Source organism: Natronorubrum tibetense GA33, from assembly GCF_000383975.1.
Lineage (GTDB): Archaea > Halobacteriota > Halobacteria > Halobacteriales > Natrialbaceae > Natronorubrum > Natronorubrum tibetense.
Genome location: NZ_KB913017.1, coordinates 1,810,645 through 1,825,033, shown reverse-complemented (window position 1 = coordinate 1,825,033; position 14,389 = coordinate 1,810,645). Strand labels below are relative to the sequence as shown.

The window sequence follows — 14,389 nt, the reverse complement described above, 5'->3', positions numbered from 1 at the left end:
GACGACCGCGGCTTCGCAGCCGGCAACGACGGATCAACTATATTACTCGGATCGTTGAATCGTCGGCAACGCAGTGAACGTCCTCTGTATTCTGGGCCATCCCCGGACCGAGAGCTTCTGTGGCGCGCTGGCGGACGCCTACCGTGAGGGGGCCGAAGAGGCCGGCGTCGAGGTTCGATCTCTCGCCGTCGCCGATCTCGAGTTCGATCCTGACGTCCGGGCCGAGAGCCCGACCGACCAGCACCTGGAGGACGACCTGCGGGCCGCCCAGCGGCTGATCGGGTGGGCGGACCACCTCGCCTTCGTCTACCCGAACTGGTGGGGGACGATGCCCGCCCGACTCAAGGGCTTTTTCGACCGCGTCTTCGAACCCGGCTTCGCCTTCGCGGAGTACGACGAGGGCGAGGGCGCGGGTCACGCCGAGTTGCTCGACGACAAGACGGCCGAGTTGCTCGTCACGATGGATATGCCGCCGTGGGTCTATCGCTGGATCTACCGCCAACCGGGGACCAACGCCGTCAAACGCGCCACGCTGGGCTACGCCGGCGTGCGAACGACGCGGGTGACGGAACTGGGGCCGATCGAGTCCTCGACGCTCGAGGAGCGCGAGGGCTGGCTGGAACGGGCCAGAGAGCGGGGACGAACTCTGGCAACGGGCCCGGAGTCCCGAACGGCCCGAGCGACACGCAAAGCGAAGACGTGGCTCGGCGCGCTCCGACTGCAGTTCTACCCGATGGCCTGCCTCGCCTACACGATCGGCGCGCTGGCTGCGGGCAACTCGAGCGACGTCTTTGATTCGGGGGTGTACTGGCTGGGATTTGGGTTCTTGTTCTTCCTCGAGGCGGCGACGGTGTTGAGCAACGAGTACTACGATTACGAGACTGATCGACAGAACACGTTCGCCGGGCCGTTCACGGGCGGGTCGCAGGTGCTGGTCGACGACGCGCTCTCGGTTCGCGAACTTCGGACCGGGATCGGTGTGACGCTGGTGCTCGCGACCGGGTTCGGTATAATTGCGGTAGCCGCCGGCGCTGGCTCGACGGTCGCGACGGCGAGTGCGGTGGCCGTGCTCGCGGTGCTGTCGCTCGGTTACACCGCCCCGCCACTGGAACTGTCGTATCGAACGCTCGGCGAGGTGACCGTCGCCTGGACCCACAGCATCGGCGTGCTGTTGATCGGGTTCCTCGTCCTCGGCGGCTCGTGGCGGGAGCCGGAGCCGTGGCTGCTCGGCGTCCCGTTCCTGCTGGCCGTCTTCCCGTCGATCACGCTTGCGGGGGTGCCCGACTACGCGGCCGATCGAGCCGTCGGTAAGCGAACGATCGCCGTCCGGTTCGGGATCGGCGGCGCCGGCGCGGTCGCGATGGGGACGGCGGTGCTGGCCGCCCTGATTGCAGTCGGCTGGTACCTCACGGGGCTGGTCCCCGACGCGTACGGACCGGCGATCGTCCTTTCTGTCCCCCATGCGCTGGGGATCTGCTGGTTGCTCCGCCGTCGACTGGACGAGGCGGCGGGCGCACAGCGCATCGACGGGTTGATGATCGCATCACTGAGCTACATCGCGTGGTTCGCTGTCGTCCCGCTGTACGGACTGCTGTGAACCGCCTCGGGGTCAAGCCCCGAGGCACTCGGCCTGCTCCGCCTGTAGACTCCGCGACCGTTCGCTTCGGGCACCGATTTTCGCCCGTCTCGAGACAGTCCAACGGGCCGTGTTATCAGGCGGCACAGAAAGTCCGAATCGCTCAAGTACGCCACGCGACTATCTGTTGTCGTGTCGAAGCAGGTCCAGGAGGTCGAGACGATCTTTTGTCACGAGATCGGCAACGACTATCTCATCGTCGTCGAACGTGACGGACAGCGGCTGTTCCGGGCGAAGCTCGGGCTGTCGGAAACCTCGGCTGGCCCCCGCCCCGCGAAGTTCCGACTGAAAGATGGCTCGAGCGAGGAGCCCCGCCAGCCAGACGAGTTCGTCGAACTCGCTCGCCGAGCGAAACGGATCCGTATCTCGGAACAGACCTCGCGAACGGGCCGCCAGGAACTCACCGAGATGTTCGGCGGCTACCAGCTCGAGGACAAAACCAAGACCGTCCGTACCTGCCGGTACTGCGCTTCCGCGGGCCGCTACTCGCCGATTACGACGGAAACCGCGATCAAGGACGACAACGACTGGATCTGCAAGGACTGTGCGCGCGAGCAGCTCGAACGGCAGTTGAGCTACGCCGGCGGCGGCGAAGTGACGGGAGCGGCGAAGGACCGCCTCGAGGATCTCATGATGGAGGTCCAGGACTTAGAACGGATCGTCAACCTGCTGAAAGGGCAACTCGACCCCGACCTGACGAAATTCGATACCATCTCGGCGACGACCGACGAGGTCGACCCCGTCCGGGTGGACTCGATGAACCTGCATCCCGGCGTCCAGAACCTGCTCGAGGACCGGTTCGAGACGCTGTTGCCCGTCCAGAGCCTCGCGGTGGATCACGGACTGCTCGACGGTGACGATCAGATGGTGGTCTCGGCGACGGCAACCGGGAAGACGCTCGTCGGCGAGATGTCCGGGATCGACCGCGTGCTCGAGGGGAAAGGCAAGATGCTCTTTCTCGTCCCGCTCGTTGCACTGGCGAACCAGAAGTACGAGGATTTCCAGGACGAGTACGGCCACCTTGTCGACGTCTCGATTCGCGTGGGCGCGAGTCGGATTTCGGACAACGGCAACCAGTTCGATCCCAACGCCGACGTCATCGTCGGCACCTACGAGGGGATCGACCACGCCCTGCGGACGGGCAAAGACATGGGCGACATCGGGACCGTCGTCATCGACGAGGTGCACACGCTCAAAGAGGAAGAACGGGGGCATCGACTGGACGGCCTCATCTCGCGGTTGAAGTACACCTGCGAACAGCGAGCGAAGCGGCGTGATAGCTACGACGGCGCACAGTGGGTCTACCTCTCCGCGACCGTCGGCAACCCCGAGCAGTTAGCGACGGCGCTCGAGGCGAAACTCATCGAGTTCGAGGAGCGCCCGGTGCCGATCGAGCGCCACGTCACGTTCGCCGACGGCCAGGAGAAGGTTCGTATCGAGAACAAACTCGTCAAACGCGCGTTCGACACCGAGTCCTCGAAGGGGTATCGCGGGCAGACGATCATCTTCACGAACTCCCGGCGACGGTGTCACGAAATCTCGCGAAAGCTCGAGTACTCCGCCGCGCCGTACCACGCGGGGCTGGACTACCGAAAGCGAAAGCAGGTCGAACGCCAGTTCGGCGAGCAGGAGTTGTCCGCGGTCGTCACGACCGCAGCCCTCGCGGCGGGGGTCGACTTCCCGGCCTCCCAGGTCATCTTCGACTCGCTGGCGATGGGGATCGAGTGGCTCTCAGTACAGGAGTTCCACCAGATGCTCGGCCGCGCGGGTCGGCCGGACTATCACGACGAGGGGACGGTGTACATCCTCGTCGAACCCGACTGCGCGTACCACAACTCAATGGAAATGAGCGAAGACGAGGTCGCCTTCAAACTGTTAAAGGGAGACATGGAATCGGTGATGACCCACTACGACGAGGGCGCAGCCGTCGAGGAGACGCTCGCGAACATTACGGTCGGCGGGAAAGCCGCGAAGGCGCTCAACGATCGCATGCTCGGTGACGTTCCGACGAAACACGCCATCGGGAAGCTGCTACAGTACGACTTCATCGACGGCTTCGAACCCACGCCGCTTGGACGAGTCATCACGAGACACTTCCTCGACCCCGGCGACGCGTTCGCGCTGCTCGACGGCATTCGGAAGGACGCCCACCCCTACGAACTCGTCGCCGACCTCGAGCTCCGAGACGACGATCTGTAGGGCGACCTCGAGTGCGCCGTCGAACCGATTCGGTTCCTGACCACGTCCGAGAGTCACACCCACGCGAGGCCGGCCGGAACCCTTTTGAGGAACGTATCAGCGGCCGGAACGGTAAAGAACGAGAGTGCCCATGCAGCTATCAGCACGGGGAGCACCCCCGACGAGATCAATGGAGCCCGACCCCCTCGCCGAGATCGACCCGCAGGCGAACGTCTTGCTCGTTCACTCGACCCACAGCAAGTCCGACGCCTGCGCCGAACTCCGTCACGACCACGGCCCCACAGCCGAACTCAAAGTGACGTTCGGCGACGACCAGCCGGCCGAACCGGATTCAGGCAACGTCGAGGGAACGGTCGGACTGCTGCGAGTCGGGAACCTGTTGCACAACACCGGCGACGCGGATCCCGACTTCACTGACACTGTCGTCGTCGACTCCGTCTGCGACCCGACCGATCTCGGAGAAATCGGCGTCGCAATCAGTCGGTTCTGCAAACACTGGGAGGATACGGACGAACAGATCACGGTCTGTTTCGACTCGCTGGACGCGCTCCTGTGTAGTTCCGCTCCCAAGCGCGTCTTCCAGTTTGCACACGTGCTCACGAACCGACTCGCGAGCGTCGACGCCTCCGCGCACTTCCACTTCGATCCGACGCGCCACGAGGATCGGGTCGTCTCCACGTTCGGAACGGTCTTCGATGCCGTCGTCGCCGACGAGGACGCTGAAGACTCGCTCCCGGAGGCGACCGACGAGGAGGTCGCCGATCTGCTCGCGGAGTGGAACGACGGCGCGGCGGGGACGATCGAACTCGAGCCGACGCCGACGGCCGAGGCGACCGACGAAGAGATTGCTCGGATTCTGGAGAAGTGACGACGCGACAGATTCGACGGAGAGCTACTGACGCGTGCGAGACTCGTTTTAGGGGACGAACGCGATGCCGAACAGCGCGAGGACGATCACGGCGATCGCACCGAGAACGCCGCCCAGGGCGACGATCAAGAGGACGACCGGCGTTACTGCGATGGGGAGCGCGAACACCGCGTTGGCGAGGAACAGAACGAGCAAGCCGACGACCGCATTGACGATGAAGGGGCTAATCGCGCGGACGATCGTCGCCGCGAGGAGTACACCCACGAGAACGAGGACGAGGAGGAGGATTTCGGGACCAGTCATCTGCTCGGCGGTATCACCTCGACCGGTAAAACCGTTCGGTGCGTAACGAAACCCTTTATGCAGTGCACCAGTTAGAGGGAGGTACGGGATCGTGGGTTAGCTTGGTATACTTCGGGCCTTGGGTGCCCGTGACCCCGGTTCAAATCCGGGCGATCCCATATTACTGCCGCGAACAAACTCGCGAGCAGCAGGAATCTGAAAGAGCCCGATTTGAACCTCGGAAGTCGCAGCGCTCGAGCGAAGCGAGAGCGAGCGTTTTCCGTTGGTGAAAATCCGGGCGATCCCATATTACTGCCGCGAACAAGCTCGTGAGCGGTGAATCCGTGACCGTCCCTGGTCCGTCGACGAAACCCTTCTGAGAGTACCACCCACGTAGCGACGGGAGAGGACTGTCTCTCGCTCGAGTCACCCGTATGCAACCATCAGCAGGCCTCGAGTACACCACCCACTCGAATAACAGAACGAACTCCCGTCCACCACAGCTACAGCCGTCGGGGCGATACTTCGAATCGAGCCATCCGGGGCAATACTGGCCGCGAAAACCGCATCACAAGCGACGCACTGGGCTACCGCCCGCCGCGGTTCGTCGCCGCACATACCGTACCGATACTGACCGATCCAGCCCCTTTGTACCCGTCTTTCGTTTGGGTCAGTTCTGGATAGTTTACAGTCTGTGTGGAATTGTACTCGTTTTACACATCAGATAAGCTCGGCGCACCGATTGGGTATCGAGAACGGTCGCGAGTACTCGAGCGACGGAGAGAAGACCTCGATGCAGCCGAAACCGTCCCGTGATCCGGATCCATCACCCAACGCGACGGTCCCTGCAAGCCGAACGACTTCGTAACCACACCTGTTTACCCAGAACCCATGCCGGAGCCTCGAGGCGGCCCGAACGCCCTCTTCAAGCGCTGGCTCATCAACGGGATCGCGATCGCGATTCCGCTGGTGATTACGCTCCTGGTGTTGCTCGTCGTCGTCGATTTCATCCTCGGCGTGCTCTCGCCGATCGTCCAGGGAATCATCTACGTTCTGCCGAACGATCCGCCGACGGCGGTCGTCCAGTTGGTGACGCTCCTCTCGTTGATCGCGTTCTTCGTCGTGATCGGCATCGTCGCGGAGTACACACCCGGTCGGTACATCTCGAAACGCGTTCACGCGACGATGGAGACCATCCCCGGAATCAGCACGGTCTACGAGAGCGTCCGCCGGGCCAGTACCATGTTGCTCGACGACGATACGGAGCAGTTCAAGGACGTGAAACTCGTCGAGTTTCCCCATCGGGACGCCTACATGCTGGCTTTTCTCACCGCGGATACCCCGCAAGTGGTTGAAGAACGCGTCGACGACGGCACGATGGTGACCGTCATGGTTCCGCTGGGGCCGAATCCGACAACCAACGGGTTCGTGATGCATATGCCCACCGAGCACGTCTACGATGTCGATATTACCGTCGAAGAGGCCATCCGCTCGATCGCGACGCTCGGCGTCGCCTCCACCGAACTCGGCGAAGCGGAACACGATTGACATCCTCCCGCGCCTGAAGTCGCGGGAATCCGCGAAGCGGAGTTCAAGGTTGCGCGTTTCCTCGGGAGTGAAGTACGCTTTCGCGTCCTCCCTTCGACAGTCGCCGTCCAGTTGTGACCAAGGACGTGCGTTGCAGCGCGTACAGCCCTGTCAATGGGGCCTTCCCACCCGGACGCGCTGGGCGCTTCAACACGGAACACCGCGTTCCGTTCAGCGACAGGGTGTTCAGCCTGCTGGGTACCGCCATTGGCGTCCGACCAGTTGGCCGGGACGTGGCGGACTGAGTCAGTCGGATTTGTTACCACGCGAGAAGTCACGACAAAGTCGTGGTGCCGTCGAAGACGGCATTTCTCAACGTGGGAACTCCGGTGTTACTAACTACGAGATGTGGATTCATCAGGCTTACGCGCGTATCCACGGCCTGAAGGCCGTGGCATTGCGCTGTGCCTCCTGTAAAACGATCGGCAATCCGACTATCATCGGTGATGACCAAAACAGATTGGCCGCACCTACATAACCCAGTAGTCGAAAACGTATGTGTGGCCGCAACGGCCCACGGGAATACAGGAATGCGGCGTGTGCGCCCCCAGTAGCTTGCTGGCGGCGATTATCGGACGCGGTGTCGCGCCTCGGAGGGAAACTCAGTTTTGCCGGTCGCTCCACACTCGAGGTGAGCGAACGCTGTTCGGAACGAGAGGGGCGTCGAACACGCGAACCGAGATGCCCGCAGACGATTCGATCGAGACGACTCGAGACGTGGCCGATCAGTTTCGCTCCGCTTTGCCACCATTTATACCCGATGGCGCTCCTAAGAGTGTCCAATGGCGCAAGCGGGAAATACGGAACTCGTCGACGCATTCGAGCAGTTCTTCCGCAACTACTACGACAACGAAATCAAGCAGCTTGCGCAGCGATACCCCAACGAGCAGCGCTCGCTTCATATCGACTGGCAGGACCTCTACCGATACGATCCGGATCTCGCGGACGACTATCTCAACCAGCCCGAACAGCTTCAGCGCTATGCCGAGGAGGCGCTGCGGCTGTACGACCTGCCGATCGACGTCAGCCTCGGGCAGGCCCACGTCAGAATACGAGGGCTCCCCGAGACGGAGGCTCCCGAAATCCGGGAGATCCGCGCGCGGGATATGAACTCTCTCGTACAGGTCCACGGCATTATCCGGAAAGCCACCGACGTTCGCCCGAAGATCGAGGAAGCTGCCTTCGAGTGCCAGCTTTGTGGCACGCTGACGCGAATTCCCCAGTCCAGCGGCGACTTCCAGGAGCCACACGAGTGTCAAGGCTGTGAACGACAGGGACCGTTCAAGGTGAACTTCGACCAGTCGGAGTTCGTCGATTCCCAGAAGCTCCGGATGCAGGAGAGTCCCGAAGGCTTACGCGGCGGAGAAACCCCGCAGTCGCTCGACGTACACATCGAAGACGACATCACCGGCGAGGTCACCCCCGGCGACCACGTCTCCGCGACCGGCGTGTTGCGACTCGAGCAACAGGGCGACCAACAGGAGAAGTCGCCCGTCTTCGACTTCTACATGGAGGGGATGTCCGTCGACGTCGACGAAGAGCAGTTCGAGGACATGGACATCACCGACGAGGACAAGAAGGCGATCTACGAAATCTCCAACCAGGACGATGTCTACGAGCAGATGGTCGCCTCCATCGCGCCCTCGATCTACGGCTACGAACAGGAGAAACTCGCGATGATCTTGCAGTTGTTCTCGGGCGTGACGAAGCAGTTGCCCGACGGCTCGAGGATCCGCGGCGACCTGCATATGCTGCTTATCGGTGATCCGGGTACCGGTAAATGCGTCCGCGGAGATACGAAGATTACTCTTGCAGACGGGCGAGATGTTCCGATTCGCGATCTCGTCGAGTCAAATCTCGAGGACCCGAAACCGATCGACGACGGCTGGTACGATGAGATCGATCTCGAGGTCCCGTCACTGCAGGACGACGGATCCATCGCACAACAGCGGGCGACGAAAGTCTGGAAACGAGACGCACCCGATCAGATGTACCGGGTTCGGACCTCGAGCGGACGGGAACTCGAGGTGACGCCATCGCATCCGCTGTTCGTCCAAGATAACGGCCAATTTAAACCGGTTGTTGCAGACGAACTCGCTGAAGGGCAGTTTGTTGCTGCTCCTCGAAGCCTTTCGACGGAAGCAGACGACACACTCGATATTGATTACCGACAATCTAAATCACGAAATGCAGTTCAGCTTGATCTGCCCGCCGAATGGACACCGTCGCTAGCGCGATTGATCGGCTACATCGTTGCAGAGGGCTATGTCGAACAACGGGATGACAGCACAGGATACGTTTCGATTACGAACAACGATAGAGAAGTACTGGACGACGCGGCCAGCGCACTGGAGAAACTAGGGCTCAACACGACAGAGCGAGAACCTCACGAATCGAAGGACGCACGCGAACTACTCTGTTCAGCAGGAGAGTTCGTGAGCTTCCTCAAGACACTCGAGCCGCGTATTCTTCGCTCGTCTGATGAACAACGAGTCCCAGACTGCATTTCGAGGGCTTCTGCGGATACCAAATCAGAGTTCCTCAAAGCGTTCATCGAAGGAGAAGGTCACGTTTCGGAGTCCCAGCGGGAGATCACTGCCGCTTCGATGAGTCGAGACCTGCTTGAGAATGTGAGAACGTTGCTTCTCTCAGTCGGCATCCGTTCACAGCTTCACGAGCGACAGAACGGAAGCTACCGACTCAGAATAAGCGGAAACGAATTTGAGACGTACGTCTCCGAAATCGGGTTTATTACCCGTCGAAAGCAGGAGGCTGCAGCGCAGCATACTGGTACAGCTGGGAATACGAACCTCGATATTATCCCGAACATCGGCTCAGAACTCCGGCAAATTCGAGAGTCACTAGCACTTGCACAGGCTGATTGTGGGCTCCCTCGGTCGACGTATCAACACTACGAGCGCGGCTCGAGAAACCCGAGCCGAGAGAGCCTTCGGAAGGTCGTCACAGCTTTCAAAAACGCGCTACCGCCGGAGGAGAGCCAAAGCGAGGAGACTGCTGTAGCTGATGGTGGGTCGGTGAAAACGAGTATCTCTGCACTCGAGCAGTTCGTCGAAGGAGAGGTTTGCTGGGAACGCATCGAGAGTATCGAGACAGTCCAAACCGACTACGACTGGGTATACGACCTCGAGATCGAGGGCACTCACAACTACATCTCGAACGGGGTCATCTCTCACAACTCTCAGATGATCGGCTACATCAAGAATATCGCCCCCCGAGCCGTCTATACGTCTGGTAAAGGTTCCTCCTCGGCAGGTCTCACGGCCGCCGCAGTTCGCGACGACTTCGGCGATGGACAGCAGTGGACGCTCGAGGCTGGCGCATTAGTTCTCGCCGACCGAGGTATTGCAGCAGTAGACGAACTCGACAAGATGAGGTGTGTCACAGGGGACACACTAGTCCATACTTATAACGGAATCAAACCAGTTCGTGAACTCGCACACGAAGCGATAGCTGACGGTTCGATCGAAGAGTACGAGAACGGCCGGACGATCCGAGATGTCGACGTGGACGTATGGACCATGGCTGAGAACGGAAACGTGGTCAAACGTGACGTTCTCGCGATCCACGAGTACGACGCACCAGAAGAACTCCGGAGAGTCGAGTTAGAGAGTGGAGAACAGCTAACAACTACTGCAGACCATCCGTTCTTCATCTTGGAAGACGGAGAGCGTAAAGAACGTCAAGCACAGCATCTTCACGAAGGCGACTGGGTATATGTCCCTGAGAAGATTCCAGCGGAGATTACAGACGGCGGAGTCAGTATACTACCAGCCTACGATGCAGAACCAGAGGTCGATCACATAACTGCCGCTCACGGGGCGATTTTGGGCTATATCGCTGGTGACGGGAACATCTTCTACGATCGAAAGGGCGGTAGCTATGGGTTCCGCTTTACGAACAAAGAGGAAGAACTTCTAACCGACTTCGAAGAGGCCTGCGAGGTGGCGTTCAATACGGAAGCCGTCCGTCACCCCAGCGAGCAACGGAGTGACGGTGTCGAAACAGTCCGTGTCCACGGGAAACAGTACGTCGACGACCTTCTCGAGTCGGGAGCGAACCTCGAGACGTATGACGGAAAACGACTCCCCGGAACGATAACGAACGCATCCCGAGAGACGAAAGCGGCGTTTGTTCGTGCTCTCGCAGATTCCGAAGGAACCGTCGATGAACGAGCCGTCAAAATCCATTCCTCGAGCTATGAACTGCTCCTCGGAACGAAGATGCTCCTGCTCGAGTTTGGTATCTCGAGTCAGATCCAGACCCGGAATCACGATGAGAAGCGGGATTTATTCATTCTCGCCATTACGTCCGACCAATCACTCAACGCGTTCGAGCGACACATCGGATTTACTCTCGGCCGAAAGCAGCATGCTCTGGAACGGGCTTGCGAACGGACGACGGGCACCCGAACTATCTTAGACGTATTGCCCGAGTGCGGCGAGTTATTTGAACAGGCCCGCGGTGCACTCCGATTGCATCAATCCGAGTGCGGTCTCGAGAGCGATGCGACCTACTGCAACTTCGAAAACGGGGATGCAAACGCATCGCTCCGACTCTCGAAAACGATACTCGAAACGTTCGAGGAGCGAAAAGCGGCGGCCGGCGACCATCACAAAGAACTCGCTTCTGAGACATCTTGGGAGCGGCTTGCAGAACTTCGAGAGCAGTACCACGTCTCACAGCGAGAATTGGCCGCCGAAATGTCGCTTTCTCAGCAGCAGTTATCCGCTCGATGGGGAACTGATACCGACCTCCGAGAGCGAGTTCGGAACCGACTTCGTGAGCAACTTACAACGCCTGCTTCGGTCAATCTCGAGCCGCTCCGAACGCTGGTTGAGAACGATGTGAAATGGCGTCGCGTAAAGACAGTAGACTCGGTAGACTCCCGGGAACACACCGACACCAGAGTTCGGGTTCTTGAACAACAACTTGCTGACGAACTCGGTACCTCCACCGTCAATTCTATTCGAGAGCGAGCACGGTCCTTGCTCGAGACGGACGAACCGGCTGAAACGTGGGATGAACTCCGTGGCCGACTCGAAGCGTACGGAATTTCGTTCCAGCAAGTTGCCAATGAGATGGAGGTTGCAGGCTCGACGGTCTCACGGTGGTTCTCGGGTGCCGTTGAAGTCAACAACTTCGAAACTGTCCGATCTGTCTGCACAGCATTACTCAACGAGAAACGACAGAGTATCTCGGAACTTCTCGAGGAAATCGAACGTCGGGATCTGCCTCGCGTGTACGACCTCACCGTCGAAGGAACGCACAACTTCATCGCGAACGGAATGGTCGTCCACAACTCGGAAGACCGCAGTGCCATGCACGAGGCCTTAGAGCAACAGAAGATCTCGGTCTCCAAGGCAGGGATCAACGCGACGCTCAAGTCCCGCTGCTCACTTCTCGGCGCAGCGAACCCCAAGTACGGCCGCTTCGACCACTACGAGCCGATCAGCGAGCAGATCGACCTCGAGCCGGCGCTCATCTCCCGATTCGATCTGATCTTCACCGTCACTGACGAGCCAGACGAGGAAAAAGACCGAAATCTCGCCGAACACATCATCAACACCAACTACGCGGGCGAGTTGACGACCCAACAGAAGGAGATGAACACGATGGACGTCTCGAGCGAGGAGATCGAGGAGATGACCGAGAAGGTCGACCCCGAGATCGACGCCGACCTCCTGCGGAAGTACATCGCCTACTCGAAGCAGAACTGCCATCCGCGGATGACGGAGGTAGCCCGCAACGCGATCCGGGATTTCTACGTCGACCTGCGGTCGAAGGGGACCGACGACGACGCGCCGATCCCGGTGACGGCACGGAAACTCGAGGCGCTCGTCCGCCTCTCGGAGGCCAGTGCTCGCGTGCGGCTCTCGGATACGGTCGAAGAGTCGGACGCGAACCGCGTCATCGAGATCGTTCGCTCGTGTCTACAGGATATCGGGGTCGATCCCGAGACGGGCGAGTTCGACGCGGACATCGTCGAGGCGGGCACCTCGAAGTCCCAGCGGGATCGGATCAAGAACCTCAAACAGCTCATCAGCGACATCGAAGAGGAGTACGACGACGGGGCCCCGGTCGATATTGTCATGGAGCGGGCCGAAGAGATCGGGATGGATCAGTCCAAGGCCGAACACGAGATCGAGAAGCTCAAGCAGAAAGGCGAGGTCTACGAGCCGAGTATGGATAACCTGCGGACGACGTGATCGCCCCGACTGTAAACGACATCGGCAGTTACTGATAGCGTTCGAGGACGACCGAACCGATTCGAATCAATTGTTCCGGCGTAGTGTTCGACGACGAGTCACAGCTCTCGGAGCGTTTGTACGGTCGATCGAATCGTCGCCGGCGAAACGTCGGCGACGTCGCCTGCGGCGGCCTGCGTGACCGTCGGCCACTCCTCGCGTTCGCCGGCCGCCTTGTAGAGACAGGCTGCCGCGACGCCGCTGGGGTTGCGCCCACCGATCGCCCCGTTTTGCAGTAACGTGGACGCAAACTCGTGGGCGCGGCGCTCGACGGCCGTCCCGAGGTCGAGTTTCGAGGCGTACCGCGGGAGATATTGTGTCGGATCGATCGGTCCGGTGGGCAGACCGAGTTCGCGGTTGAGCGCATCGTAGGCGACGGTGAGTTCGTCGTCGCTGGCGCGAGCAACGGTCGTCACCTCGGCGATCGTTCGCGGATTCGACTGCGTTCGACAGGTCGCGTACACCGACGCGGCGGCAAAGCCCTCGAGTGACCGCCCCGGAAAGAGACCCTCGGATTGGGCCGACTCGAACAGGACACACGCCTGCTCTCTGACCGAGTCGGGAAGCGACAGCGAGACGTTGACCCGTCGGATTTCGGAGAACCCGTACACCTGATTGCGTTTGGCCTTCGAGGAGATTCGAGCGCGATTGTGTTCTCGGCGAAGCCGGGTGATCTGGCGTCGTTTCCGACCGGTGAGTCGAGATCGGTAGTCGGCGTTCGAGCCGGAGCCGTAGCCAATCTCCGTCGAGAGTCCGCGGTCGTGTCTCGAGCGAGTCAATGGAGCACCAGTCCGCCGACGATCAGTCTCCTCCTCGTCGAACGACCGCCACTCGGGGCCGCGGTCGATCGAATCCTCCGCAGAGACGAGTCCGCAGTCCTCACAGATCGTCTCAGTTTCTCTCGTTCGTACTCTGCCGCCACATTCGGGACAGACAACAGCTGAATCGGCGTCCACCATTGGTTATTACCTTCCCGTGTCTAATTTGAGGGTCGTGATAGTATTTAAAATGTAGGATGAGGAAAAGGAATAAATGCGCGAGCGGCGTTCGGTCGATGGGTCGAGACAGCGGAAAAGACGGCGACAGACAGCACGGTCGGAGCCCACGGCAAAGCGGCGGGGGATCGATTCCGGAGTGAGTTCGGGAGAGGCCAGCTGAAAGGAAACTCCTCGAGGCTCAGTGCGACAGACCGAGAAGCCGTTTCAGGGACGATTCAGGTTGGCCCTCGGACGTCGACGACTCGTTGGTGGCCGCCTCGCGCTCCGCGAGAAGGTGCTCGTATCGGTCGATGACGGTTTGTCGACGGCGCTCGCTCGTCTCGAGTGCGCGCTCGAGTGCTGTGACCTGCAGCCGCAACTGTGTTCGTTCGATCCGAGCGTGGAGGGGTGGCTCCGCGGGCGTCGTGTGATCAGCTCGCACCATGCTCGAGGAGTAAGTGGACGCGGAATCGGCCGTTCGCTCGGAACGCGTTCGTCTTCGCGTTGCCACGAGTTCGTCAGTGGGGGACGTTCCGGCGGGAGGTCGTTGCTCGACGGACATGGATACAGGTTC

At 60.5% G+C, this 14,389-nt stretch carries 8 protein-coding genes and 1 tRNA gene; 6 read left to right on the top strand and 3 right to left on the bottom strand.

What is annotated here, in order from left to right:
• Positions 1–73 precede the first annotated feature (73 nt).
• The 3 genes from NATTI_RS0109445 to NATTI_RS0109435 all read left to right on the top strand — a co-directional run bounded on the left by NATTI_RS0109445 (position 74) and on the right by NATTI_RS0109435 (position 4,703).
• The gene (locus tag NATTI_RS0109445; protein WP_006092440.1) at positions 74–1,597 is read left to right on the top strand and encodes an NAD(P)H-dependent oxidoreductase; all 1,524 of its coding nucleotides are present in this window, start codon (positions 74–76) and stop codon (positions 1,595–1,597) included.
• Positions 1,598–1,768: 171 nt separating this feature from the next.
• Positions 1,769–3,835 carry a DEAD/DEAH box helicase gene (locus NATTI_RS0109440; RefSeq protein ID WP_006092441.1) on the top strand — a complete coding sequence of 689 codons (2,067 nt, stop codon included), beginning with the start codon at positions 1,769–1,771 and terminating at the stop codon, positions 3,833–3,835.
• A 169-nt stretch (positions 3,836–4,004) separates the two neighbouring features.
• The gene (locus NATTI_RS0109435; RefSeq protein WP_006092443.1) at positions 4,005–4,703 is read left to right on the top strand and encodes a DUF7504 family protein; all 699 of its coding nucleotides are present in this window, start codon (positions 4,005–4,007) and stop codon (positions 4,701–4,703) included.
• A 48-nt stretch (positions 4,704–4,751) separates the two neighbouring features.
• Here NATTI_RS0109435 and NATTI_RS0109430 read toward each other — a convergent pair whose 3' ends face one another.
• Positions 4,752–5,006 (bottom strand): pro-sigmaK processing inhibitor BofA family protein, encoded by a 255-nt coding sequence (locus NATTI_RS0109430; RefSeq protein WP_006092444.1) that lies wholly within the window; start codon positions 5,004–5,006, stop codon positions 4,752–4,754.
• 85 nt (positions 5,007–5,091) lie between these two features.
• Here NATTI_RS0109430 and NATTI_RS0109425 point away from each other — a divergent pair.
• The 3 genes from NATTI_RS0109425 to NATTI_RS0109410 all read left to right on the top strand — a co-directional run bounded on the left by NATTI_RS0109425 (position 5,092) and on the right by NATTI_RS0109410 (position 12,799).
• Positions 5,092–5,164, top strand: a tRNA-Pro gene (locus NATTI_RS0109425).
• A 712-nt stretch (positions 5,165–5,876) separates the two neighbouring features.
• Entirely contained in the window at positions 5,877–6,533 is a 657-nt protein-coding gene (locus tag NATTI_RS0109420) for a DUF502 domain-containing protein (protein WP_006092445.1), read from the top strand.
• Positions 6,534–7,354: 821 nt separating this feature from the next.
• Positions 7,355–12,799, top strand: a complete 5,445-nt coding sequence (locus NATTI_RS0109410) for an LAGLIDADG family homing endonuclease (RefSeq protein ID WP_006092449.1) — start codon at positions 7,355–7,357, stop codon at positions 12,797–12,799.
• A gap of 98 nt (positions 12,800–12,897) precedes the next feature.
• On the opposite strand, the gene NATTI_RS0109405 is transcribed toward NATTI_RS0109410, so the two are convergent.
• Positions 12,898–13,797, bottom strand: a complete 900-nt coding sequence (locus tag NATTI_RS0109405) for a transcription initiation factor IIB (protein WP_006092451.1) — start codon at positions 13,795–13,797, stop codon at positions 12,898–12,900.
• Positions 13,798–14,014: 217 nt separating this feature from the next.
• Positions 14,015–14,377 (bottom strand): hypothetical protein, encoded by a 363-nt coding sequence (locus NATTI_RS0109400; RefSeq protein ID WP_027119108.1) that lies wholly within the window; start codon positions 14,375–14,377, stop codon positions 14,015–14,017.
• Positions 14,378–14,389 lie beyond the last annotated feature (12 nt).